This is a genomic window from Pseudomonas sp. NPDC089407, assembly GCF_044900445.1.
Lineage (GTDB): Bacteria > Pseudomonadota > Gammaproteobacteria > Pseudomonadales > Pseudomonadaceae > Aquipseudomonas.
Genome location: NZ_JBJDNB010000026.1, coordinates 25,618 through 50,029 on the forward strand (window position 1 = coordinate 25,618; position 24,412 = coordinate 50,029).

Below are 24,412 nucleotides of genomic sequence, written 5' to 3' on the forward strand. Positions count from 1 at the left end.
CGGGGCTAGATCATGCCTAACAGTAACAACACCAGCAGTACTACCAGCACCACGCCGATGATGCCGGACGGGCCATAGCCCCAGCTGCGCGAGTGCGGGAAGACCGGTAAGCCACCAATCAGCAGGAGGATCAGGATGATGATCAGAATCGTGGTCATGACGGAATCCTTGCGTGGTTGAGGGTCAAGGGCCTCGGACTGCTGGCCTCTTGTAAAATCGGACCATTGCGGTTTGTGAAAGATTCCATTTGTGTGTCGCTTGCACTGGCCCTATCGCCGGCAAGCCAGCTCCCACAGGTACCCCACAACCATTGGCACCTGTGGTGTACCTGTGGGAGCTGGCTTGCCGGCGATAGGGCCGGTACAGGCAACACATATTCATGCCCCCCCATTCACTACCCTGATGAACCCTGCCACCCCCCGGCCCCTTGTTTAGACTCCTCGCAACAACCATCAAAACAAGGCCAGCCACCATGCAAAACCGCATCATGATCACCGGCGCCGGGTCCGGCCTCGGTCGCGAGATCGCCCTGCGCTGGGCGCGTGAGGGCTGGCGCCTGGCGCTGGCCGACGTCAGCGAAAACGGCCTGCGCGAAACCCTGGAGCTGGCCCGCGGCGCAGGCGGCGAGGGCTTCATTCAGCGCTGCGACGTGCGCGACTACAGCCAGCTTACCGCCCTTGCGCAGGCCTGCACCGAGCAGTTCGGTGGCATCGACGTGGTCGTCAACAACGCCGGCGTCGCCTCGGGCGGCTTCTTTGCCGAGCTGTCGCTTGAAGACTGGGACTGGCAGATCGCAGTCAACCTGATGGGCGTGGTCAAGGGCTGCAAGGCCTTCTTGCCGCTGCTGGAGCGCAGCAAGGGGTGCATCATCAATGTCGCCTCGATGGCCGCACTGATGCAGGGGCCGGGCATGAGCAACTACAACGTGGCCAAGGCCGGCGTGCTGGCCCTGTCGGAGAGCCTACTGGTCGAGCTGCGCCAGCAGGAGGTGGCGGTGCATGTGGTGTGCCCGTCATTCTTCCAGACCAACCTGCTGGACTCGTTCCGCGGGCCGAACCCGGCGATGAAGGCGCAGGTGGGCAAGTTGCTGGAAGGCTCGCCGATCAGCGCTGCCGACATCGCCGACTACATCCACCGCCAGGTCGCTGCCGGCGAGTTCCTGATCCTGCCCCATGAGGCCGGGCGCCAAGCCTGGGAGCTGAAGCGTCAGGCACCGGAGCGGCTGTATGACGAAATGGCCGAAATGGCGGCGAAAATGCGCACCAAAGCTCAATCGCGATAAATGGTCTGTAGGAGAAATTACCCAAGAATGTAGGGCTCTTCTGAATCGTTGGGGAGCTATTGAGTAGCCGAATGCCCACGAGGCAGGCTCCGGTTTTACCTTGTACAGGAGGAACGGAGCATGCTGGTGATAGGGCGTGAAGTGGGCGAGGTCATTGTCATTGGCGATGACATCCGGATCATGGTGGTGGAGACCCGGGACGGGGTGGTGCGCTTTGGTGTGGACGCCCCGCGCAAGGTACCGGTGCACCGGGCCGAGGTGTACAAGCGCATCAAGGAGGCCAAGCAAGGCAAAGGCTGATGTTGCCTGTGCTGGCCTCTTCGCGGGCAAGCCCGCTCCCACAGGGACCTCGCAGGCCTGAACCTTGTGCGGTCCTGTGGGAGCTGGCTTGCCGGCGATAGGGCCGGGCCTGCTAGTCGAGCAACTCGCGCGGCACATCATGCTTGGCCAACAACTGGCACTGCTGGCTCTCCGGGTCGAACAGGATGAACGCCTGGCCCTTGGCCAATGCCTGGCGCACCCGCAGCACACGGGTTTCCAGTGGGGTGTCGTCGCCGTTGTCGGTGCCGTCGCGGGTGACGAAGTCTTCGATCAGGCGGGTCAGGGTTTCGGCTTGCAGTTGGTCGTAGGGGATCAGCATGGTGGCGGTGTCTGGGTAGTAGGTGTGGGCATGCTACGCGAAACATTCGGTATTTTGGGGCCGCTTTGCGGCCCATCGCGACGCAAGGCCGCTCCTACAGACGATACCCGAACCCTTGTAGGAGCGGCCTTGTGTCGCGATGGGCTGCAGAGCAGCCCCGAGGCCCTCAAGCCTTGTTACCCACCAGGCTATCCACCGCGGGCACCCGGGTATCGCTCTCCATCTGCGCATCATGCTCCAGCTGATGGCTGAACCGCTCTAACGACGCATTGGCCGGCTGCGAATCACTGGCAAACACCGGTGGGCTCAGCAGGTAGGCCGACAGCAACCGGCTCAACGCCGCCAGGCTGTCGATATGGGTGCGCTCGTAGCCATGGGTGGCATCGCAGCCAAACGCCACCAGCGCCGTGCGAATATCATGCCCCGCGGTCACTGCCGAATGGGCATCGCTGAAGTAATAGCGGAACAGGTCGCGGCGCACCGGCAGGTCGTGCTCGCCGGCCAGTTTCAGCAAATGCCGGGACAGGTGGTAGTCGTACGGCCCTGACGAGTCCTGCATGGCCACGCTCACCGCGTGCTCGCTGGAGGCCTGCCCGGGTGCTACCGGGGCAATGTCGATGCCGACGAACTCGCTGACATCCCAGGGCAGGGCACCCGCTGCGCCGGAGCCGGTCTCCTCGGTAATGGTGAACAGCGGGTGGCAGTCGATCAGCGGTTGGCGGCCACTCTCCACCACGGCTTTCAGGGCGGCCAGCAGCGCCGCTACGCCGGCCTTGTCGTCCAGATGGCGGGCACTGATATGGCCGCTTTCGGTGAACTCGGGCAGCGGGTCGAAGGCGACGAAGTCACCAATGCTCACACCCAGTGCTTCGCAGTCGGCGCGGGTGGCGCAGTAGGCGTCCAGGCGCACTTCCACGTGTTCCCAGCTGACCGGCATCTGGTCGATGGCGGTGTTGAAGGCATGCCCGCTGGCCATCAGCGGCAGCACGCTGCCGCGGAACACGCCGGTGTCGGTGAACACGCTGACCCGGCTGCCTTCGGCGAAGCGGCTGGACCAGCAGCCGACCGGTGCCAGCGCCAGGCGGCCGTTGTCCTGCAACTGGCGAACGCTGGCGCCGATGGTGTCGAGGTGGGCGGACACCGCACGGTCGGGTGAGGTTTGCCGGCCCTTGAGCGTGGCGCGGATGGTGCCGCGACGGGTCAGCTCGAAGGGGATGCCCAGCTCGTCCAGGCGTTCGGCCACGTAGCGCACGATGGTGTCGGTGAAGCCGGTGGGGCTGGGGATGGCGAGCATTTCCAGCAGTACGCGTTTGAGGTAGTCGAGATCGGGTTCGGGGTGTCGTTCGGACATGTTGGGTGCTCCTTTACTCCTGTGCCGGCCTCTGCGCGGGTGAACCCGCTCCCACAGGGGATATCACCGACCCTGTGGGAGCGGGTTTACCCGCGAAGAGGCCGGCACTGGTTTACGCCAAAGGCCGGCTATGCGGAAACAGCAGGTCGATAAAGCGCTCGGCCGTGGGCTGCGGTTCGTGGTTGGCCAGGCCGGCACGTTCGTTGGCTTCGATGATCACGTACTCCGGTTGCTCGGCATCGCGCACCATGAAGTCCAGCCCCACCACCGGAATTTCCAGCGCCCGCGCAGCGCGCACGGCCGCGTCGGCCAGCACCGGGTGCAGGCGTGCGGTGACGTCTTCGAGGGTGCCGCCGGTGTGCAGGTTGGCGGTACGCCGCACGGCCAGGCGCTGGCCGGCAGGCAACACGTCGTCATAGGCAACGCCGGCCACCCGCAAGGTGCGCTCGGTTTCGTCATCCAACGGAATGCGGCTTTCGCCACCGGTAGCCGCCTGGCGCCGCCGGCTCTGGGCTTCGATCAACTGGCGCACGCTGTGCTTGCCGTCGCCCAGTACCTGCGCCGGGTGACGAATGGCGGCAGCCACCACCTCATAGCCGATTACCACGATGCGCAGGTCATGCCCGGCGTGGAAGCTTTCCAGCAATACGCGGCTGTCGAACTGGCGTGCATGGGCAACCGCCTGGGTAATTTCGTCAATGCAGGTCAGGTTCACCGCCACGCCTTGGCCTTGCTCGCCATCGACCGGCTTGACCACCACCGCGCCATGCTCGTCGAGAAACGCCAGGTTGTCGTCGGCATTGCCGGCCAGTTGCTGCGCCGGCACCTGCAGCCCGGCGTTGAGCAGGGCATGCTGGGTCAGGCGCTTGTCCTGGCACAGGGTCATGGTGACGGCGCTGGTCAGGTCGCTGAGCGATTCACGGCAACGAATGCGCCGCCCGCCCAGGCTCAGGGTGAACAGGCCGCCGACGGCGTCATCGACATGCACTTCAATGCCGCGGCGCAGGGCCTCGTCGACGATGATTCGGGCGTAGGGGTTGAGGTCGGCCTGTGGCCCGGGCCCGAGGAACAGCTGCTCGTTGATGACATTCTTGCGCTTGACTGCAAAGGTGGGCAGGTTGCGAAAGCCCAGCTTCTGGTACAGGCGCTTGGCCTGCCGGTTGTCGTGCAGCACCGACAGGTCGAGGTAGGCCAGGCCACGGCTCATGAAGTGCTCGATCAGGTGCCGCACCAGCACTTCACCGACGCCAGGGCGGGTGCAGTGCGGGTCCACTGCCAGGCACCACAGGCTGCTGCCGTGCTCGGGGTCATCGAACGCCTTGCAATGGTTCAAGCCCATCACGCTGCCAATCACGGCGCCGGTATCCTCGTCTTCTGCCAACCAGTACACCGGGCCACCCAAATGGCGCGGTGTCAGCAGGTCGGCATCGACCGGCAGCATGCCACGCACCTGATAAAGCGTGTTGATGGCCTGCCAGTCGGCCGGGTTCTGCGCCCGGCGCACACGGAAGCCGCGAAATACCCGTTGCGCCGGGCGGTAGTCGGTAAACCACAGGCGCAGCGTATCGGAGGGGTCGAGGAACAGTTGCTGCGGCGCCTGCGCCAGCACCTGCTGCGGTGCAGCCACGTACAGGGCAATATCGCGCTCGCCCGGGCATTCATCCAGCAGGTCGGCGGCCAGCGTGGCCGGGTCGGCATAGGTATGGCCGATCAGCAGCCGGCCCCAGCCACAGTGCACGGCACGCGGCTGGTCGTGGGGCTGGCTGCCGTCGCCCGCCAGGCGTGCCTGCAGGCGCTCGTAGGACGGCGCCTGGCCGCGCAGCAGGCGCTGACCGTAAGCAGTTTCGTGGGCTTTCATCAGGGGTCAGAGTCCTTGTTCGCTCAGCCAAAGGTTAAGTGCCGCCAGCTGCCACAGCTTGGAGCCGCGCAGCGGCGTCAGCTGGCCGTGCGGGTTGCTGAGCAAGCGGTCGATCATGGCCGGGTTGAACAGCCCGCGGTCCTGGCTAGGGTCGGTGAGCAGTTCACGTACCCAACCCAGGGTGGCCCCTTCCAGATGTTTCAGGCCCGGTACCGGGAAGTAGCCCTTCTTGCGGTCGATCACTTCATGCGGGATCACCCGCCGCGCCGCCTGCTTGAGCACCTGCTTGCCGCCATCGGGCAGCTTGAAACGAGCCGGGATGCGCGCCGACAGTTCCACCAGGCGGTAATCGAGGAACGGCGTGCGCGCCTCCAGGCCCCAGGCCATGGTCATGTTGTCCACCCGCTTGACCGGGTCGTCGACCAGCATCACCGTGCTGTCCAGGCGCAGGGCCTTGTCTACCGCGTCCGGTGCGCCGGGGCGGGCAAAGTGCTCACGGACGAAGTCGCCAGCGGCGTCGGTTTCCAGCAGCCATGGCGCCTGCACGGTGTCGCGGTACTCGGCATGGCTGCGGTCGAAGAAGGCATCGCGGTAGGCGCCAAAGGCATCGTCGGCGCCGTCCACCTGCGGGTACCAGTGGTAGCCGGCAAACAGCTCGTCGGCACCCTGGCCGCTCTGCACACCCTTGCAGTGCTTGGCCACTTCCCGCGACAGCAGGTAGAAGGCGATGCAGTCATGGCTGACCATCGGCTCGCTCATGGCGCGGAACGCCGCCGGCAGCTGGTCGATGATTTCGTGTTCGGCAATGCGCAACTGGTGGTGGCGGGTGCCGTAGTGCTTGGCGATCAGGTCAGAGTACTGGAACTCATCGCCGCGCTCGCCACCGGCATCTTCAAAACCGATGGAGAACGTCGACAGGTCGTCCACGCCCACTTCGCGCAGCAGGCCGACCAGCAGGCTGGAGTCGACGCCGCCGGACAACAGCACCCCAACATCGACGGCCGCGCGTTGGCGGATGGCCACGGCGTCGCGGGTGGCATCGAGCACACGGGTGGTCCAGCCTTCCAGGTCCAGTTCACGCTCGTCGGGGTTGGCGCCGTATTTCAGCTGCCACCAGGTCTGGCGTTCCACTTCGCCGTGGCGGTCGATGCGCATCCAGGTGCCAGGCTCCAGCTTTTGCACGTTGGCCAGCAGGGTGCGCGGGGCCGGCACCACGGCGTGGAAGTTCAGGTAATGGTTGAGTGCTACCGGGTCGAGCATCGGGTCGATGTCGCCGCCCTTGAGCAGCGCTGGCAGGGTCGAAGCAAAGCGCAGGCGCTCGCCGTTACGCGACAGGTACAGCGGCTTGACGCCAAGGCGGTCGCGGGCCAGGAACAGGCGCTGGTTGTCGCGCTCCCAGATGGCCAGGGCGAACATGCCGTTGAGCTTGGGCAGCAATGCCGCGCCCCAGGCATGGTAGCCCTTGAGCAGCACTTCGGTGTCGCCGTCGGACCAGAATTGGTAGCCCAGGCCCTGCAGCTCCTGGCGCAGCTCGGGGAAGTTGTAGATGGCGCCGTTGAACGCCAGTGACAAGCCCAGGGTATTGTCGACCATCGGCTGCGCCGAGCCGTCGGACAGGTCCATGATTTTCAGGCGCCGATGACCGAGGGCAATCGGCCCCTGGCTATGGAAGCCCCAGGCATCCGGGCCACGCGGGGCCAGGTGATGGGTGATGCGCTCTACCGCAGCCAGGTCGGCTGGGCGAGGGGCTTGATTGATGGGGGTGAAACGCAACTCTCCTGCTAATCCGCACATAAGTCCTTACCGGTTTTTCCGTTGGGGAGGTGATGCCCCGGATTAGGGCACCTTAAGGAACTGACCTGTGTGCTTTGTGAGAGTTTTAGAACAATCTGTTATATGAGGTGGGGGTGGCAGGTGATTGTCTTGGATTGAATGATGGTGCTGCCAGGTGCTTGTCTTGGATTGAATGATGGTGCTGCCAGGTGCTTGTCTTGGATTAACTGATAGTGCTGCCAGGTGCTTGTCTTGGTTTTTTTGTTGTCGGTGAGATCGAGCGCCGCCCGCGCGGCGCTTCGCGGGGCAAGCCCGCTCCCACATCTGTTTCGGGCCAGTTTTCCCTGCTACCACCGCACTCGCACCCTGGATGCATGGCTGAAGATTGATGAAGAGCAACGTCGCAGCCAATATTAAAGGGAACAAACAAAACGGACAGCGGTGTCCTCACAGGATGAACTGGCCCGAAACAGATGTGGGAGCGGGCTTGCCCCGCGAAGCGCCGCGCGGGCGGCGCTCGATCTCACAGGCGCAAAAAATCCAACGACATGCCCCCCGAAGCAATCACTTCCCCCGAATCAACCGCCGCAACCCAAACCGGTTAGGGTGGCAAGCCTCCGCCACCGCCCGCGGCAACGGCAACGGCTCCCCGCACACCCAGGCCGCCACCAGCTCGCCACTCAACGGCGCCGTGATCAACCCGCGCGAGCCATGCCCGCTGTTCACATACAAGCCGTCCAGCCAAGGGCAGGCCACCTCTGGCACTTGCCGCGCATCGCGCGCCAGCACCGCATACGCCTCGGCAAACGCCTGCCCATTCGCCACCGGCCCGACGATCGGCAAGTAATCCGGGCTGGTACAGCGGAACGCCGCACGCCCTTGCAACTGCTCAGGGTCCAGCTCAGCCGCACCCAGGCGCTGGGCCAGATCCGTAGAAATCTCCTCCAGCAACGCCAGGTTGCCTTGGTGTTCCGCCACCGTCGGCGCCAGGTCTTCACGGTGAAAATCAAAACTCGCGCCCAGGGTATGTTCATCACCACGCGGCGGTGCCACATAGCCCTCTGCGCACACCACGGTGCGCAACGCCCGGCTGCTGGCGGTGGCCGGCAAGCGCGTGATCTGCCCGCGAATGCGCTTGAGCGGCAGCCCCGCACAGGCTTCAAACCGGCGCACCTCGGCAGCACCGGCCAGCACCACCACCGGCGCGCTGGCCAGCAGGCGCTCGCCCGCCCAGGCTTGCCACTGTTCATCGACCTTGCGCAGCTCGATGACTTCCTGATGCATCGCCCGCCGGATACGCGGGTGCTGCAACTGCTGCTGGCACAGCGCGGGCGGGTGCACCCAGCCACCTTCGGGGTAGAACAGCCCGCCAGCCGGCAAAGCCACCCCGGCGATGGCTTCGGCCTCGCTGCGCGCCAGTGTATGCAGCAGGTCGTAATTGAAGGCGGCAGCCAGCTTGCCCTGGCGCTCGGCTTCCTTGCTGTCGAAAGCGAGCTGCAGCACGCCGCAGGCATCCCAGTCACGGCCGCGCTGCAGGCGCTCCAGTTGGCGCCGGGTGTAGCCGAACCCGGACAGGATCATCTGCGACAGCGCCGTGCCGTGGGCCGAAAGCTTGAGGTACAGCACCCCCTGCGGGTTACCCGAGGCTTCCTGCGCCGGTGCCGGGTGGCGTTCCAGCACGGTCACCTGCCAGCCACGCCGGGCCAGGCTGGCGGCGCTGGTACAGCCCGCCAGCCCGGCACCGATCACCAATGCCTCGCGCGGCCCCGGTGCGGCAGGCGGGCGGGCGTACCAAGGGGCGGCGGGGCCGGGCAGGGCGCCGACGTAGGCGCCACTCATGACTTCCCACTTCTTGCCGATGCCTGGCACCTTCTTCATGGCAAAGCCGGCGTCGACCAGGCTGCGGCGTACCCAGCCGGTGGTGGTGAACGTACCCAATACCGTGCCGGCGTGAGACAAGCGCGCCAACTGGGCGAACAGCGCCGGGGTCCACATGTCGGGGTTCTTGGCGGGGGCGAAGCCGTCAAGGAACCACACATCGATCTGCGCATCCAGTTGCGGCAGCTGTTCCAGCACATCGCCGATCAGCAGGGTGAGGGTGACCCGGCCCTCGGCGAAGCTGAACTGCTGAAAGCCCGGGTGTACGGCCACGTACTGCGCCAGCAGTGGCTCGGTGTAGGCGCCAAGTTCAGGCCACAGGCGCACGGCGCGGGCCATGTCGGCGTGGCCGAGGGGGTACTTTTCGACGCTGACGAAATGCAGGCGCGCCTCAGCGTGCGCATGCTGTTCGAACAGCTGCCAGGCGCAGAAGAAGTTCATGCCGGTGCCAAAGCCGGTTTCGCCGATCACCAGGCAGGTGTGCGGCGCCAGGTCGGCAAAGCGCTCGGCCAGGCGGGTCTGGCCGAGGAACACGTGCTTGGTTTCTTCGATGCCTTCGTTGACCGCGAAATAGACGTCGTCGTACTGCCGCGAATGGGGGCGGCCCTGGTCGTCCCAGTCGATCTGGGCGTGCTGGAGGAGGGTGGATTCAGGCATGGCTGGTTTCACTGGGAGATGAGCTGCAAGCTGCAAGCTTTAAGCTGCAAGAAAAAGCAGATGGTGGCATGGCTTGCATTTTCTTGCAGCTTGTAGCTTGCAGCTTGCAGCTTCGAATTCCGCTAGTCTTGCTTATCCATTGAAGGAGCCAGTGCATGTTCGAATCCGCCGAAATCGGCCACAGCATCGACAAGGAGGCTTACGACGCCGAGGTACCCGCTTTACGCGAGGCCCTGCTCGAAGCCCAGTACGAACTCAAGCAACAGGCGCGCTTCCCGGTGATCGTGCTGATCAACGGTATCGAAGGCGCCGGCAAGGGTGAGACGGTAAAGCTGCTCAACGAGTGGATGGACCCGCGCATGATCGATGTGCTCACCTTCGACCAGCAGACCGACGAGGAGCTGGCCCGCCCGCCGGCCTGGCGCTACTGGCGGGCCCTGCCACCGAAGGGGCGCATGGGGGTGTTCTTCGGTAACTGGTACAGCCAGATGCTGCAGGGGCGGGTGCACGGGGTGTTCAAGGATGCCGTGCTCGACCAGGCCATCACCGGCGCCGAACGCCTGGAGCAGATGCTGTGCGACGAAGGCGCGCTGATCATCAAGTTCTGGTTCCACCTGTCCAAGAAGCAGATGAAGGCGCGCCTGAAATCGCTGAAGGACGACCCGCTGCACAGCTGGAAGATCAGCCCGCTGGACTGGCAGCAGTCAGAAACCTACGACCGTTTCGTGCGCTTTGGCGAACGCGTGCTGCGCCGCACCAGCCGCGACTATGCGCCGTGGCATATCGTCGAAGGGGTCGACCCGAACTACCGCAGCCTGGCAGTGGGGCGCATCCTGCTGGAAAGCCTGCAGGCCGCGCTGGCCAATAACCCCAAGGGCAAGCACCAGGGCAACGTCGCCCCGCTGGGCCGCAGCATTGACGACCGCAGCCTGCTCGGTGCGCTGGACATGACCCTGCGCCTGGACAAGGCCGACTACCAGGAGCAACTGGTAACCGAACAGGCGCGCCTGGCCGGCCTGCTGCGCGACAAGCACATGCGCCGCCACGCGCTGGTGGCGGTGTTCGAAGGCAACGACGCCGCCGGCAAGGGTGGCGCCATCCGCCGCGTGGCAGCCGCGCTGGACCCGCGCCAGTACCGCATCGTGCCGATTGCCGCGCCCACTGAAGAAGAGCGCGCGCAGCCTTACCTGTGGCGGTTCTGGCGGCATATTCCGGCGCGCAGCAAATTCACCATCTTCGACCGCTCCTGGTATGGCCGGGTGCTGGTGGAGCGGGTGGAAGGTTTCTGCACCCCGGCCGACTGGATGCGCGCCTACAGCGAAATCAACGACTTTGAAGAACAGCTGGTGAATGCCGGCGTGGTCGTGGTCAAGTTCTGGCTGGCGATCGACCAGCAGACCCAGCTGGAGCGCTTCGAGGAGCGCGAACAGATCCCGTTCAAGCGCTACAAGATCACCGAGGATGACTGGCGCAACCGCGACAGGTGGGACGACTACGTGCAGGCGGTGGGCGACATGGTCGACCGCACCAGCAGCGAGATTGCGCCGTGGACGCTGGTGGAGGCCAACGACAAGCGCTGGGCCAGGGTGAAAGTGCTGCGCACCATCAACCAGGCGCTTGAGGCGGCGTTTGCCAAGGACAAGAAGTAAACAACCTGTTGCGGCCCTATCGCCGGCAAGCCAGCTCCCACAGGATTACCACAGACCCGAATATTGTGGGTGACTTGTGGGAGCTGGCTTGCCGGCGATAGGGCCAGAACACACAACCCACCTTCCAAGCCATGCCCCCAAAGAATGACCTGATGAATTCTTTTCTCGGCACTCTCCACCGCCCCCATCCTCTAACCCCGTAGAATTGAACCACCCCCACCACGGGCTTGATTGAGGACTTTATGCATACCACTTCCGGCCGCTGGGGCTATGGCCTGTTCCTGGCGCTTCTGACAGCGCTACTCTGGGGCATCCTGCCGATCAAGCTCAAGCAGGTGTTGCAAGTGGTCGACCCGATCACCGTTACCTGGTACCGCCTGCTGGTGTCCGGTGGCCTGCTGTTCGCCTGGCTGGCGTACCAGCGGCGTTTGCCGTCGGTGCGCAAGCTGGCGCCCAGGGGCAAGGCGCTGGTTGCAGTTGCGGTGCTCGGCCTGATGGGCAACTACGTGCTGTACCTGATCGGCCTTAACTTGCTCAGCCCCGGCACCGCGCAACTGGTGGTGCAGATCGGCCCGGTGCTGCTACTGGTAGCCAGCGTGTTCGTGTTCCGCGAACGCTTCAGCCTGGGGCAGGGCATGGGCCTGCTGGTGCTGCTGGCCGGGTTTGGCCTGTTCTTCAACCAGCGCCTGGAAGAGCTGCTGACCTCGTTGGGCACCTACACCACGGGCGTACTGACCATCTTGCTGGCCACCAGCATCTGGGTGTTCTACGCCCTGAGCCAGAAGCAGTTGCTGACGGTATGGCATTCGCAACAGGTGATGATGGTGATCTACCTCAGCTGCGCTGCGTTGCTGACGCCCTGGGTACACCCGCTGGAGGCATTGCAGCTGACCCCGGTGCAGGGCTGGCTGTTGCTGGCCTGCTGCCTGAATACCCTGGTGGCGTACGGCGCGTTTGCCGAGGCGCTGGCGCACTGGGAGGCATCGCGAGTGAGTGCCACGCTGGCGCTGACGCCGCTGGTGACCTTTGTGGCGGTAGCGCTGGCGGCCATGGTGTGGCCGGAGTATGTGCATGCCGAGGACATCAATGCCCTGGGTTACCTGGGCGCGGTGACCGTGGTGTTCGGTTCGGCGCTGGTAGCGCTGGAGCCGTCGCTGGTGGCCGGGTGGCGGGCGCGCAAATTCAAGAAAGTCGCGCGCACTGTGTAGGAGCGGCCTTGTGTCGCGATGGGCTGCACAGCAGCCCCAAAATCTTTGCCTCTGCCGAGATCTCTGGGGCTGATGCGCAGCCCATCGCGACACAAGGCCGCTCCTACAGGGGATTGCGGAACTGGTCTGTTAGCCCTTGCCCCCCGGCGCCAGCATGTTCTCCGGCCGCACCCACTGGTCGAACTGCTCATTGGTCAAATACTTCAACTCCAATGCCGCCTCGCGCAAGGTCTTGCCCTCGCCGTAGGCCTTCTTGGCAATCTCCGCAGCCTTGTCATAGCCAATATGCGGGTTCAGCGCCGTCACCGGCATCAACCCACGCTCCAGGTGCGCGGCCATCTGTTCGGCGTCCGGCTCGATACCCGCTACGCAATGCTGCTGGAAGTTGCGGCAACCATCGGCCAGCAATTCGACCGACTGCAGCAGGTTGTGAATGATCACCGGCTTGAATACGTTCAGTTGCAAATGCCCCTGGCTGGCGGCAAAGCCGATCGCCGCATCGTTGCCCAGCACCTGGCAGGCCAGCATCGACAGCGCCTCGCACTGGGTCGGGTTGACCTTGCCCGGCATGATCGAGCTGCCCGGCTCGTTGGCCGGCAGGCGCACTTCGGCCAGCCCCGCGCGCGGGCCGGAACCCAGCAAGCGCAGGTCGTTGGCAATTTTCATCAGGGCCACGGCCAGGGTTTTCAGGGCGCCCGCCAGGCTGGTCAGCGGTTCGTGGCCGGCGAGGGCGGCGAACTTGTTCGGCGCGGTGACGAACGGCAGGCCGGACTCCGCCGCCAGCTCGGCAGCAATGGCTTCGGCAAAGCCATGCGGGGCGTTCAGCCCGGTACCGACGGCCGTGCCGCCCTGGGCCAGTTCACACACCGCCGGCAGGGTGGCGCGGATGGCGCGCTGGGCGTAGTCGAGCTGGGCGACGAAGGCTGATACCTCCTGGCCGAAGGTGATCGGCGTGGCATCCATCATGTGCGTGCGGCCGGTTTTGACCAGTTTGTTGTGGCGCGCCGACAGCTCGGCCAGCCCTGCCGACAGCTCGGCGATGGCCGGCAGCAGCTTGTCATGTACCGCCTGGGCTGCGGCAATGTGCATGGCCGTCGGGAAGCAGTCGTTGGAGCTTTGCGAGCGGTTGACGTGGTCGTTGGGGTGCACGGGCGCCTTGCCGCCACGGCCCTTGCCGGCCAGCTCGTTGGCGCGCCCGGCAATCACCTCGTTGACGTTCATGTTGCTTTGGGTGCCGCTGCCGGTCTGCCAGACGACCAGCGGGAACTGATCATCGTGCCGGCCAGCCAGCACTTCGTCGGCGGCTTGTTCGATCAGCCGGGCGATGTCGGCCGGCAGGTCGCCGTTGCGGTCGTTGACGCGCGCTGCGGCCTTCTTGATCAGCGCCAGGGCGTGCAGTACCGCGAGGGGCATGCGTTCCTTGCCAATGGCGAAATTGATCAGCGAACGCTGGGTCTGCGCACCCCAGTAGGCGTCCTCCGGAACTTCGACCGGGCCCAGGCTGTCTGTCTCGATACGGCTCATTCTGTACTCACTCCTGTGTAGTTCGAATTCGCAGTTTAGGCCCTGATTCGACCGAGCGGTTCCGTCGCTTGTCGTGCCACTTGAGCACACCGCCACCACGGCGCAGAATGCTCTACTCTGAGGTACCCGCCTCCCTCTTGTTGAAGGAAATGCAATGACCCGTCTCCGTGTCCTCTGTGCCGCCGTTGCCCTGGTTTGCGCCAGCGGCCAGGTACTCGCTGCCACCGCCAGCCACAACGCTGCTGCCGAGAAATTCCTGACCCTGGCCAACGCCGACAAGTTGGGCACCCCGGTGTACATGCAAGTGCAGCAGATGTTCGCCCAGCGCTTCGCCCAGACCAAGGCCCCGGCTAGCAAGCAGCCGGTCCTGGAAGGCTACCAGGCCAAGGCCAACGCGGCGCTGGACAACGCCATCGGCTGGAACAAGCTGAAGCCGAAGATGGTCGACCTGTACACCCAGACCTTCACCGAGCAGGAGCTGAAGGACCTGGTCAAGTTCTACGAGTCGCCGCTGGGCAAGAAAGTACTGCGTGAAATGCCCAAGGTCACCCAGCAGTCGGCTCAGCTGACCCAGCAGAGCCTGGAGCCAGCCGTACCGGTGGTGAACAAGCTGCTGGAAGACATGACCAAGGAGCTGGACCCGAACGCAGGTAAGGCCGCCGCCCCGGCGAAGAAGTGAGTACGCCGCAATGACCATGCAACAGCGTATTGAACAGCAGTTGGCCGCCCTGGCGCCGCAACACCTGGAAGTGCTCAACGAAAGCCACATGCACAGTCGTGGTCAGGAGACCCACTACAAGGCAGTGATCGTCTGCGAGCAGTTTGCCGGGTTGAACAGCGTCAAGCGCCACCAGAAGGTGTACGCCACCATGGGCGAGCTGATGGGCCAGATCCACGCCCTGGCCATTCATACCTACACCGCCGAAGAGTGGGCCAAGGTCGGCGTTGCACCGGCCTCGCCGGTGTGCGCGGGCGGCGGGCACTGAAACCTTGCTGTTGTTCTGGTAGAATCCTGCAAAATCCGGGGGCCGCTTTGCGGCCCTTTCGCGACACAAGGCCGCTCCTACAGGGATCGCACCCGCCATCGGGTTGTGCATTCTCCTGTAGGAGCGGCCTTGTGTCGCGAAAGGGGCGCAAGGCGCCCCCCTGCTTTTTATACACCTGTCAAACCCGGTCCGCCCCTTACGAGGGCGACCACCTGGAGAACCTGCTTCATGTCCCAAGCCATCGTCGTCGCGGCGCTGTACAAATTCGTCACCCTGGAAGACTACATCGAGCTGCGCGAGCCCCTGCTCAAGGCCATGCTCGAAAATGATGTCAAAGGCACCCTGCTGCTGGCCCACGAGGGCATCAACGGCACCGTGTCGGCCACCCGCGAAGGCATCGATGGCCTGCTGGCCTGGCTGCGCAACGACCCACGCCTGGTCGATGTCGACCATAAAGAGTCGTACTGCGACGAACAGCCGTTCTACCGCACCAAGGTCAAGCTCAAGAAAGAGATCGTCACCCTCGGCGTGCCGGGCGTAGACCCCAACCAGGCGGTCGGCACCTACGTCGAGCCCAAAGACTGGAACGCCCTGATCAGCGACCCGGAAGTGCTGCTGATCGACACCCGTAACGACTACGAAGTGGCCATCGGCACCTTCAAGGGCGCCATCGACCCCAAGACCGAGACCTTCCGCGAGTTCCCCGACTACATCAAGGCCAACTTCGACCCCAGCAAGCACAAGAAAGTGGCCATGTTCTGCACCGGCGGCATTCGTTGCGAAAAAGCCTCCAGCTATATGCTCGGTGAGGGCTTCGAGGAGGTCTATCATCTTAAGGGCGGCATCCTGAAATACTTCGAAGAAGTGCCTCAGGAACAAAGCCTGTGGGACGGCGACTGCTTCGTCTTCGACAACCGCGTCACGGTGCGCCATGACCTGAGCGAAGGCGAGTACGACCAGTGCCACGCCTGCCGCCACCCGATCAATGCAGAGGAGCGCGCGTCCGAGCACTATTCGCCAGGTGTCAGCTGCCCGCATTGCTGGGACACCCTGAGCGAGAAGACCCGGCGCAGCGCCATCGACCGGCAGAAGCAGATCGAGCTGGCCAAGGCCCGCAACCTGCCGCACCCGATCGGTTACAACTACAAAGCCGAGGCCTGATGCATGTCTGCACGCCTGATCTATGTGATGGACCCGATGTGCTCCTGGTGCTGGGGTTTTGCACCAGTGGCGGCGGCCCTGATCGCCCAGGCGCGTGAGGCAGGCGTGCCCACCCGCGTGGTCCCGGGCGGGTTGCGTACCGGCGGCAGCGCCCTGGACAGCTCTACCCGTAAGTACATCCTCGAGCACTGGCAGGCGGTGGCCGAAGCTACCGGCCAGCCGTTCCGCTTCGAGGGGGCCATGCCCGACGGCTTCGTCTATGACACCGAGCCGGCCTGCCGCGCCTTGGTCACCGCCCGTGAACTGGACGCCGAGCGCGTCTGGCCGCTGCTGGCGCTGATTCAGCGCGGTTTCTACGAGCAGGGCGTGGATGTGACCACTGCACCGCAGTTGGTCGAGCTGGCTGAACAGGCGGGCTTCGACCGTGGGCTGTTTGCCGAAAGCTTCGCCCGTGCCGATACCCGTGCCGGTACGGCTGCTGATTTCGCCTGGGCCCAGGACCTCGGCATTGCCGGCTTCCCGACCCTGCTGGCCGAACGCAATGGCCAACTGGCCTTGCTGACCAACGGCTACCAGCCGCTGGAGCGCCTGCAACCCTTGCTCGGCCGCTGGCTGCAGCAGGCCGCCTGTGCTTGATGTGCCGGGGTCACCCGACCCGGTACCGGGCAAGCGCTACACTGCGGCCGATCGACTGAGCTGGGCGGAAATCCGCCGCCTGGCCCTGCACCACAAGAAGAACCTCTGGTCCGCCAACTTCATCGCCGTGCTGGCAGCCTGCTGCAGCGTGCCCATTCCGCTGTTGCTGCCGCTGCTGGTGGACGAAGTGCTGCTTGGCCATGGCGATGCGGCGCTGAAGTGGATGAACCACCTGCTGCCGTCCGGCTGGCAGGTGGCTGCCGGCTATATTGGCCTGATGCTGGCGCTGACCCTGTGCCTGCGCCTGGCGGCGCTGGCCTTCAACGTGGTGCAAGCCAAGCTGTTTGCCGGGCTGGCCAAAGATATCGTCTACCGCCTGCGTATCCGCCTGATCGAGCGGCTCAAGCGTATTTCGCTGAAGGAATACGAAAGCCTCGGTAGTGGCACGGTGACGACCCACCTGGTCACCGACCTGGACACCCTCGACAAGTTCGTTGGCGAAACCCTCAGCCGCTTCCTGGTGGCCATGCTGACCCTGACCGGCACGGCGGCCATCCTGATCTGGATGCACTGGCAACTGGCCTTGCTGATATTGCTGTTCAACCCACTGGTGATCTACTTCACCGTGCAGCTGGGCAAACGCGTCAAACACCTGAAAAAGCTCGAGAACGACAGCACGTCACGCTTTACCCAGGCGCTGACGGAAACCCTCGACGCCATTCAGGAGATCCGCGCCGGCAACCGCCAGGGTTACTTCCTCGGCCGCCTCGGCCTGCGTGCCCGCGAAGTGCGCGACTATGCCGTGGACTCGCAATGGAAGAGCGATGCCAGTGGCCGCGCCAGTGGTTTGCTGTTCCAGTTCGGCATCGACATCTTCCGCGCCGCCGCGATGCTGACCGTGCTGTTTTCCGACCTGTCGATCGGCCAGATGCTGGCGGTGTTCAGCTACCTGTGGTTCATGATCGGCCCGGTCGAGCAGCTGCTCAACCTGCAATACGCCTACTACGCCGCCGGCGGCGCGCTAAGCCGCCTCAACGAGCTGTTGGCGCGGGCCGACGAACCGCAGTACCCGGCCGCCAGCGACCCGTTCGCCGGCCGCGAGACCGTCGGCATCGATGTGCGTGACCTGCGTTTTGCCTATGCCGACGAGCCGGTGCTGGATCACCTCGACCTGTCCATCGCCCCGGGCGAGAAGGTGGCAATCGTCGGGGCCAGCGGCGGCGGCAAGAGTACCCTGGTGCAGCTGCTGCTGGGCTTGTACAGCGCCCAGGCCGGGACCATTCGCTTTGGCGGTGCCAGCTTGCAGGAAATCGGCCTGGAAACCCTGCGCGAGCACGTTGCGGTGGTGTTGCAGCACCCGTCGTTGTTCAACGACACGGTGCGCGCCAACCTGACCATGGGCCGCGAGTGCAGTGACGAGGCCTGCTGGCAGGCGCTGCGTATCGCCCAGCTGGACGCTACCATCGGCGCTTTGCCGCAGGGCCTGGACAGCGTGGTGGGGCGCTCTGGCGTGCGCTTGTCCGGCGGCCAGCGCCAGCGCTTGGCCATTGCCCGCATGGTGCTGGCCGAGCCCAAGGTGGTGATCCTTGACGAAGCCACCTCGGCCCTGGATGCCGCGACCGAATACAACCTGCATCAGGCCCTGGCGCGCTTTCTCAGCGGCCGCACCACACTGATCATCGCCCACCGCCTGTCGGCAGTGAAACAGGCCGACCGGGTGCTGGTGTTCGATGGCGGCCACGTGGCCGAAGACGGCGACCACCAGCAGCTGATTGCCGAGGGTGGGCTGTATGCCAAGCTTTATGGGCATCTGCAGCAAAGCTAGGCCTTACAGGCCATCGCGCTCTGTGTAGGAGCGGCCTTGCGTCGCGATGGGCCGCAAAGCGGCCCCAGGATCCCAGCGCTGATGCAAAAATCCCGGGGCCGCTTTGCGGCCCTTTCGCGACACAAGGCCGCTCCTACAAAAAGCGCAGCGGCGGAATCAGAAATGGCGTTGAACCTGTCATAAAAATCCCCTCCACAGCGATGGCAAATGGCCTACGCTGTGCTTGTCTGGGTCGATTTGCGCCTTATCTGCTCTGTGACAGGGATTACATGAAGGAACATCGCACACTCGAAGCGCCAAAGTTGCTCGGTATTACCTGGCCCTTCATCGCCGTTGTGGTCTTCCAGGTGGCACTGGGTAGCCTCAGCCTTTATACGCTCTCGGCCGTGCGTGCCTATGTGGCGGGCGAAAGCCTATGGTCCAAGGCGCAGAAAGACGCCATCTACTACCTCAACCTGTATGCCGAAACCCGCGACGAAAGCACCTACCAGCGCTACCGTCAGGCCATTACCGTGCCGCAGGGTGACCACCAGGTGCGCGAGGTGCTCGACCAGCCCAGCCCCGACCTCGATGCCGCGCGCCAAGCGGTGCTGCAAGGGGGTAACCACCCCGATGATGTCGAGCGGATCATCTGGTTCTATCGCAACTTCCGCCACATCAGCTACATGCAGACCGCCATCGACTACTGGGACATCGGCGACGACTACCTGGCCAAGCTGGATGTGCTGGCCGGCGAAATGCGCCAGCGCTTCACCAGTGGCCCGGTGGATGCGGCCACCCTCAGCGACTGGAAGGCCCGCATCGTCACCATCAATGAAGGCGTGACGCCTGCGGCCAAGGCTTTCAGTGATGCCCTGGGCGAAGGTTCGCGCATGTTGCTGCGGGTGCTGTTGATCACCAACCTGCTGACGGCAATGTTCCTGATTGCCATCGCCTGGCGCCGCTCCAGCAAGCTGCTGGCCCAGCGCCAGGCCTTTGCCAGTGCCCTGCAGGCAGAAAAGGAGCGGGCACAGATCACCCTGCAGGCCATCGGCGATGCGGTAATTACCACCGACGTCGACGGCTACATCGGCTACATGAACCCGGCCGCCGAGCAACTGACCCACTGGCAGGCCGGGCAGGCCCAGGGTTTGCCGCTGTCGGCACTGTTCAGCCTGGTTGACGAGCAGGCCGAGGAAGGCGGTCGCAGCCTGGTCGAACAGGTGCTCAGCGGCAGCCTCAAGGGCGGCGCCGAGCATGCCCGGCTTATCCAGCGCCTGGACGGCAGCACCGTGTCGATCAACCTGGTGGGGTCGCCGATCGTCAATGATGGCCAGGTCAGCGGCATCGTACTGGTGCTGCACGACATGACCCAGGAGCGCCAATACATCGCCAACCTGTCCTGGCAGGCCACCCACGATGCGCTGACCGGGCTGGCCAACCGCCGCGAGTTCGAATACCGCCTGGAGCAGGCGCTCAATGAGCTGGCACGCCAGGCCGGGCGACACTCGCTGATGTTCCTTGACCTCGACCAGTTCAAGCTGGTCAACGACACCTGCGGCCACGCCGCCGGCGACGAACTGTTGCGGCATATCTGCGCCGTGCTGCAGTCCGGCCTGCGCGAAGGCGACACGCTGGCGCGGCTGGGCGGCGATGAATTTGGCGTACTGCTGGAAAGCTGCCCGCCCGACCAGGCCGAGCGCATTGCCGAGCAACTGCGCCAGATGGTGCAGAGCCTGCACTTCGTGTGGAAGGGCCGGCCGTTCGTGACCACTGTCAGCGTTGGCCTGGTGCACATGGCCCAGGCCCCCGGCACCCTCGAGGCCTCGCTGCGTGCCGCCGACATGGCCTGCTACATGGCCAAGGAAAAAGGCCGCAACCGCGTGCAGGTGTACCACGCCGACGACAGCGAACTGTCCATGCGCTTTGGCGAAATGGCCTGGATCCAGCGCTTGCACGTGGCCCTGGAAGAGAACCGTTTCTGCCTGTACGCCCAGGAAATCGCCCCGCTGAAAACCTTTGAAGGCCCCGGCCATATCGAAATCCTGCTGCGCCTGCACGATGAAAGCGGCCGTACCATCCTGCCCAACAGCTTCATCCCGGCGGCCGAGCGCTACGGCCTGATGACCGCGCTGGACCGCTGGGTGGTGCGCAATGTGTTCCTGGTCATCCGCCAGTGCCTCGACGAAGGGCGTGAAGGGCCGTTGTCGATCTGTGCCATCAACCTGTCGGGGTCGAGCATTGGTGACGACAAGTTTCTTGAGTACCTGCAGCGGCTGTTTATCGAGTACGCCATCCCGCCGCGGATGATCTGCTTCGAAATCACCGAAACCAGTGCCATTGCCAACCTGGGCAGTGCCATCCGCTTCATCAATGAGCTGAAGGGCCTGGGTTGCCGCTTCTCGCTCGATGATTTCTGCGCCGGCATGTCCTCGTTCGCCTACCTCAAGCATTTGCCCGTGGATTACCTGAAGATCGACGGCAGTTTCGTCAAGGACATGCTCGACGACCCGGTCAACCGGGCCATGGTCGAGGTCATCAACCACATCGGCCATGTGATGGGTAAGCGCACCATCGCCGAGTTTGTCGAAACACCCTTGATCGAGCAGGCCCTGCAGGAAATAGGCGTGGACTACGCCCAGGGTTACCTGATCGAACGCCCCCAGGTGTTCACCTGTGACAGTCTGCAGCGCCAACGGATCGCCGCCCGGCCTCTGTTGCAGCGGGCACCTGGCACGTTTCGCTAGCTAGAAATCACAAGGATCAAGGAGCTGAAAGTGATTGATGCATTCGTTCGTATCGGGCCTTTGATGGACCCCGCCAGCTACCCTCAATGGGCCCAGCAACTGATTGAAGACTGCCGTGAAAGCAAGCGTCGTGTGGTGGAGCATGAATTCTATGCACGCCTGCGCGATGGCCAGCTGAAGCAGTCGACCATTCGCCAGTACCTGATCGGTGGTTGGCCGGTGGTGGAGCAGTTCTCGCTGTACATGGCGCACAACCTGACCAAGACCCGCTATGGCCGCCATCAGGGCGAAGACATGGCGCGGCGCTGGCTGATGCGCAACATTCGTGTCGAACTCAACCATGCCGACTACTGGGTGAACTGGTGCCAGGCGCACGGGGTGCACCTGCACGAACTGCAGGCGCAGGAAGTGCCGCCCGAGCTGAACGGCCTGAACGACTGGTGCTGGCGGGTGTGTGCCACCGAGAACCTGGCCATTTCCATGGCCGCGACCAACTACGCCATTGAAGGTGCGACCGGCGAATGGTCGGCGGTGGTGTGCTCGACCGACACCTATGCGCAGGGCTTCCCTGAGGAAGGGCGCAAGCGGGCGATGAAATGGCTGAAGATGCATGCCCAGTACGACGATGCGCACCCGTGGGAGGCGCTGGAGATCATCTGCACCCTGGCCGGCGAGAACCCCAGCCTGGGCTTGCGTACCGAGCTGCGCAGGGCGATTTGCAAGAGTTACGACTGCATGTTCCTGTTCCTGGAGCGTTGCATGCAGCTGGAGGGGCGCCAGCAGGGGCGTATGCGACCGGCGTTGGCGGCAGGGTAAGGCCTTGGGGCCGCTGCGCGCCCCATCGCGACACAAGGCCGCTCCTACAGGGGATTGCGTACCCATGTAGGAGCGGCCTTGCGTCGCGATGGGGCGCGCAGCGGCCCCGGCAATCTCAAGCCTTACTGGGCGTTAAGCGCCTGCCCATTCACGGCTTTGCTGTCCGGCCCCATCAGGTACAGGTACACCGGCATGATCTCTTCCGGCAGCGGGTTGTTCTGCGGGTTCTCGCTGGGGTACGCCTGTGCCCGCATCGCCGTGCGCGTAGCGCCCGGGTTGATGCTGTTGGAGCGCACCGGCGCCACGCCTTCCAGTTCGTCGGCCAGGGTCTGCATCAGCCCTTCGGTGGCGAACTTCGAGACGCCATAGGCGCCCCAGTACGCCCGGCCCTTGCGCCCGACGCTGCTGCTGGTAAATACCACCGAGGCGTCTTCCGACAGCTTCAGTAGCGGCAGCAGGGTGCTGGTGAGCATGAAGGTGGCATTGACGTTGATGTGCATAACACGCATGAAGTTGTCGCCCGACAGCTGCTCCAGCGGCGTGCGCGGGCCGATGATCGAGGCGTTGTTCAGCAGCCCGTCAAGGCGGCCGAACTGGTCTTCGATCATCACGGCCAGCTCGTCGTACTGGTGCGGCAGGGCGGTTTCCAGGTTGAACGGGATGACCACCGGTTGCGGGTGCCCGGCGGCTTCGATCTGGTCGTAGACCTCGTTCAGGTTGGCCTCGGTCTTGCCCAGCAACAGCACGGTGGCGCCCAGCGCGGCATAGGCCTTGGCGGCAGCAGCGCCGATGCCGCGGCCGGCACCGGTAACCAGGATGACCCGGCCTTGCAGCAGGTCGGGGCGGGCGGTGTAGTCGAACATCAGATTTTTCCCTTGTTCATTGGGTAGCGCCAATCCTTGTGGGAGCGGGCTTGTCCCGCGAAGCAGGCGGCGCGGAGGATGGCACGGGCTCCGCCCGTGTTCGCGGGGCAAGCCCGCTCCCACAGGCCCTGCTGTTTCCAGGTCTCGATCAGCAGCCGCACAGCGCGCTGTCGATCACCTTGCGCAGTTCCAGCGGGTGGTCCACCACCACGTCGGCGCCCCAGTTATTGGGGTTGTCCTCTGGATGAATATAGCCGTAGCGCACGGCCGCCGTACGGGTGCCGGCATCGCGGCCCGACTCGATGTCGCGCAGGTCGTCGCCGACGAACAGTACGGTGGCCGGGTCCAGGTCCAAGGTCTTGCAGGCCAGGATCAGCGGCTCGGGGTCGGGCTTGCTGTTTTTCACGTGGTCCGGGCAGATCAGCAGTGCCGAGCGTTCGGCCAGGCCCAGCTGCTGCATGATTGGCTCGGCAAAGCGCACCGGCTTGTTGGTAACCACGCCCCACAGCAGGTTGCCTTTCTCGATATCGCTCAGCAACTCGGCCATACCGTCGAACAGCTTGCTGTGTACCGCGCAGTCGCGCTGGTAGCGTTCGAGGAACTCCAGGCGCAGGGCCTCGAAGCCTTCGGCTTCCGGGTCCATGCCGAAGGTGGCGGCAACCATCGCCCGGGCACCGCCAGAAATCACACCGCGGATCAGGTTGTCGTCAACCGCCGCCAGGCCGCGCTCGGCGAGCATGGCCTGGCAGATGGCGATGAAGTCCGGCGCCGTGTCGAGCAAGGTGCCGTCCATGTCGAAGAGTACTGCTCGCAAACGCATGCTTATTCCTCGCGCAGGGTCTGGATCATGTAGTTGACGTCGACGTCGCTGTTGAGCTTGTAGTGCTTGGTCAGCGGGTTGTAGGTGAGGCCAATGATGTCCTTCACCTGCAGGCCGGCATCGCGGCTCCAGGCGCCCAGTTCGGATGGGCGGATGAACTTCTTGAAGTCATGGGTGCCGCGCGGCAGCATCTTCAGGATGTACTCGGCGCCGACGATGGCCAGCATGTAGGCCTTCGGGTTGCGGTTGATGGTGGAGAAAAACACCTGGCCGCCGGGCTTGACCATGCGGTAGCAGGCGCGAATCACCGAAGACGGGTCGGGCACGTGCTCGAGCATTTCCAGGCAGGTGACCACGTCGAACTGTTCAGGCATTTCCTCGGCCAGCGCTTCGGCGGTGATCTGCCGGTACTCCACCTGCACGCCGGACTCCAGCTGGTGCAGTTGGGCCACCGCCAGTGGCGCTTCGCCCATGTCGATACCGGTGACCGTGGCGCCGCGCAGGGCCATGGCTTCGCTGAGGATGCCGCCGCCGCAGCCTACGTCCAGCACTTTCTTGCCGGCCAGGCTTGCGCGTTCGTCGATCCAGTTGACGCGCAGCGGGTTGATTTCGTGCAGCGGCTTGAACTCGCTTTCGCGGTCCCACCAGCGGTGGGCCAGCGCTTCGAACTTGGCGATTTCGGCGCGGTCGACGTTGCTCATTGAACAGTCCTCTGAAACTTCGCAAAATTGCGCCGGAGTATACCCGAGCGCTCGGCCC

The 24,412-nt window shown here is 64.4% G+C and carries 21 protein-coding genes; 11 read left to right on the plus strand and 10 right to left on the minus strand.

Going from position 1 to position 24,412, the window contains the following annotated elements; genetic code table 11:
* Nucleotides 1-5: 5 nt before the first annotated feature.
* Complete coding sequence (locus tag ACI2KG_RS19690) at nucleotides 6-158, minus strand: DUF3309 family protein (protein ID WP_013971433.1); 153 nt, start codon at nucleotides 156-158, stop codon at nucleotides 6-8.
* 314 nt (nucleotides 159-472) lie between these two features.
* Between ACI2KG_RS19690 and ACI2KG_RS19695 the strand changes: the two genes are divergently transcribed.
* Nucleotides 473-1,282: an SDR family oxidoreductase gene (locus ACI2KG_RS19695; protein WP_404662954.1), complete on the plus strand. Its 810-nt coding sequence runs from the start codon at nucleotides 473-475 to the stop codon at nucleotides 1,280-1,282.
* Between the two features lie 120 nt (nucleotides 1,283-1,402).
* Nucleotides 1,403-1,582 carry a carbon storage regulator CsrA gene (csrA, locus tag ACI2KG_RS19700; RefSeq protein ID WP_400620227.1) on the plus strand — a complete coding sequence of 60 codons (180 nt, stop codon included), beginning with the start codon at nucleotides 1,403-1,405 and terminating at the stop codon, nucleotides 1,580-1,582.
* A 112-nt stretch (nucleotides 1,583-1,694) separates the two neighbouring features.
* Here csrA and ACI2KG_RS19705 read toward each other — a convergent pair whose 3' ends face one another.
* From ACI2KG_RS19705 to mnmC, 5 genes are all read right to left on the minus strand, one after another.
* Entirely contained in the window at nucleotides 1,695-1,922 is a 228-nt protein-coding gene (locus tag ACI2KG_RS19705; protein ID WP_013971435.1) for a YheU family protein, read from the minus strand.
* Between the two features lie 166 nt (nucleotides 1,923-2,088).
* Complete coding sequence (locus ACI2KG_RS19710; RefSeq protein ID WP_404662955.1) at nucleotides 2,089-3,273, minus strand: osmoprotectant NAGGN system M42 family peptidase; 1,185 nt, start codon at nucleotides 3,271-3,273, stop codon at nucleotides 2,089-2,091.
* Nucleotides 3,274-3,385: 112 nt separating this feature from the next.
* Nucleotides 3,386-5,131 carry an N-acetylglutaminylglutamine synthetase gene (ngg, locus tag ACI2KG_RS19715; protein ID WP_404662956.1) on the minus strand — a complete coding sequence of 582 codons (1,746 nt, stop codon included), beginning with the start codon at nucleotides 5,129-5,131 and terminating at the stop codon, nucleotides 3,386-3,388.
* A 6-nt stretch (nucleotides 5,132-5,137) separates the two neighbouring features.
* On the minus strand, nucleotides 5,138-6,925 hold the full coding sequence (locus ACI2KG_RS19720) for an N-acetylglutaminylglutamine amidotransferase (RefSeq protein ID WP_400620237.1): 1,788 nt from the start codon (nucleotides 6,923-6,925) through the stop codon (nucleotides 5,138-5,140).
* 543 nt (nucleotides 6,926-7,468) lie between these two features.
* Nucleotides 7,469-9,439, minus strand: coding sequence for a bifunctional tRNA (5-methylaminomethyl-2-thiouridine)(34)-methyltransferase MnmD/FAD-dependent 5-carboxymethylaminomethyl-2-thiouridine(34) oxidoreductase MnmC (gene mnmC / locus ACI2KG_RS19725; RefSeq protein WP_404662957.1), 1,971 nt, complete (start codon nucleotides 9,437-9,439; stop codon nucleotides 7,469-7,471).
* Nucleotides 9,440-9,594: 155 nt separating this feature from the next.
* Here mnmC and pap point away from each other — a divergent pair, with 155 nt between their 5' ends.
* Together pap and ACI2KG_RS19735 are read left to right on the plus strand one after the other, a co-directional pair.
* The gene (gene pap, locus ACI2KG_RS19730; RefSeq protein ID WP_404662958.1) at nucleotides 9,595-11,088 is read left to right on the plus strand and encodes a polyphosphate:AMP phosphotransferase; all 1,494 of its coding nucleotides are present in this window, start codon (nucleotides 9,595-9,597) and stop codon (nucleotides 11,086-11,088) included.
* A 242-nt stretch (nucleotides 11,089-11,330) separates the two neighbouring features.
* Nucleotides 11,331-12,296 (plus strand): DMT family transporter, encoded by a 966-nt coding sequence (locus ACI2KG_RS19735; RefSeq protein WP_404662959.1) that lies wholly within the window; start codon nucleotides 11,331-11,333, stop codon nucleotides 12,294-12,296.
* A gap of 129 nt (nucleotides 12,297-12,425) precedes the next feature.
* On the opposite strand, the gene ACI2KG_RS19740 is transcribed toward ACI2KG_RS19735, so the two are convergent.
* Entirely contained in the window at nucleotides 12,426-13,820 is a 1,395-nt protein-coding gene (locus tag ACI2KG_RS19740) for a class II fumarate hydratase (RefSeq protein ID WP_404662960.1), read from the minus strand.
* 154 nt (nucleotides 13,821-13,974) lie between these two features.
* On the opposite strand from ACI2KG_RS19740, the gene ACI2KG_RS19745 reads away from it, so the two are divergent.
* The 7 genes from ACI2KG_RS19745 to ACI2KG_RS19775 all read left to right on the plus strand — a co-directional run bounded on the left by ACI2KG_RS19745 (nucleotide 13,975) and on the right by ACI2KG_RS19775 (nucleotide 21,970).
* Nucleotides 13,975-14,499: a DUF2059 domain-containing protein gene (locus ACI2KG_RS19745; RefSeq protein ID WP_201206730.1), complete on the plus strand. Its 525-nt coding sequence runs from the start codon at nucleotides 13,975-13,977 to the stop codon at nucleotides 14,497-14,499.
* Between the two features lie 10 nt (nucleotides 14,500-14,509).
* Complete coding sequence (locus ACI2KG_RS19750) at nucleotides 14,510-14,806, plus strand: BolA family transcriptional regulator (RefSeq protein ID WP_201206732.1); 297 nt, start codon at nucleotides 14,510-14,512, stop codon at nucleotides 14,804-14,806.
* 228 nt (nucleotides 14,807-15,034) lie between these two features.
* Nucleotides 15,035-15,967 carry a rhodanese-related sulfurtransferase gene (locus ACI2KG_RS19755; RefSeq protein WP_400620253.1) on the plus strand — a complete coding sequence of 311 codons (933 nt, stop codon included), beginning with the start codon at nucleotides 15,035-15,037 and terminating at the stop codon, nucleotides 15,965-15,967.
* 3 nt (nucleotides 15,968-15,970) lie between these two features.
* Nucleotides 15,971-16,603: a DsbA family protein gene (locus tag ACI2KG_RS19760; protein ID WP_400620255.1), complete on the plus strand. Its 633-nt coding sequence runs from the start codon at nucleotides 15,971-15,973 to the stop codon at nucleotides 16,601-16,603.
* Nucleotides 16,596-18,428, plus strand: coding sequence for an ABC transporter ATP-binding protein (locus ACI2KG_RS19765; RefSeq protein WP_404662961.1), 1,833 nt, complete (start codon nucleotides 16,596-16,598; stop codon nucleotides 18,426-18,428). The genes ACI2KG_RS19760 and ACI2KG_RS19765 overlap by 8 nt, the downstream gene beginning before the upstream one ends.
* A 269-nt stretch (nucleotides 18,429-18,697) precedes the next feature.
* Nucleotides 18,698-21,154, plus strand: a complete 2,457-nt coding sequence (locus ACI2KG_RS19770; RefSeq protein ID WP_404662962.1) for an EAL domain-containing protein — start codon at nucleotides 18,698-18,700, stop codon at nucleotides 21,152-21,154.
* A gap of 30 nt (nucleotides 21,155-21,184) precedes the next feature.
* The gene (locus tag ACI2KG_RS19775) at nucleotides 21,185-21,970 is read left to right on the plus strand and encodes a TenA family transcriptional regulator (protein WP_201206742.1); all 786 of its coding nucleotides are present in this window, start codon (nucleotides 21,185-21,187) and stop codon (nucleotides 21,968-21,970) included.
* 122 nt (nucleotides 21,971-22,092) lie between these two features.
* Here ACI2KG_RS19775 and ACI2KG_RS19780 read toward each other — a convergent pair whose 3' ends face one another.
* The 3 genes from ACI2KG_RS19780 to ubiG all read right to left on the minus strand — a co-directional run bounded on the left by ACI2KG_RS19780 (nucleotide 22,093) and on the right by ubiG (nucleotide 24,354).
* Nucleotides 22,093-22,833, minus strand: a complete 741-nt coding sequence (locus ACI2KG_RS19780; protein WP_201206744.1) for a YciK family oxidoreductase — start codon at nucleotides 22,831-22,833, stop codon at nucleotides 22,093-22,095.
* A gap of 148 nt (nucleotides 22,834-22,981) precedes the next feature.
* Nucleotides 22,982-23,653: an N-acetylmuramic acid 6-phosphate phosphatase MupP gene (gene mupP, locus ACI2KG_RS19785; RefSeq protein ID WP_404662963.1), complete on the minus strand. Its 672-nt coding sequence runs from the start codon at nucleotides 23,651-23,653 to the stop codon at nucleotides 22,982-22,984.
* A gap of 2 nt (nucleotides 23,654-23,655) precedes the next feature.
* Nucleotides 23,656-24,354, minus strand: coding sequence for a bifunctional 2-polyprenyl-6-hydroxyphenol methylase/3-demethylubiquinol 3-O-methyltransferase UbiG (ubiG, locus tag ACI2KG_RS19790; RefSeq protein WP_201206748.1), 699 nt, complete (start codon nucleotides 24,352-24,354; stop codon nucleotides 23,656-23,658).
* Between the last annotated feature and the right edge of the window lie 58 nt (nucleotides 24,355-24,412).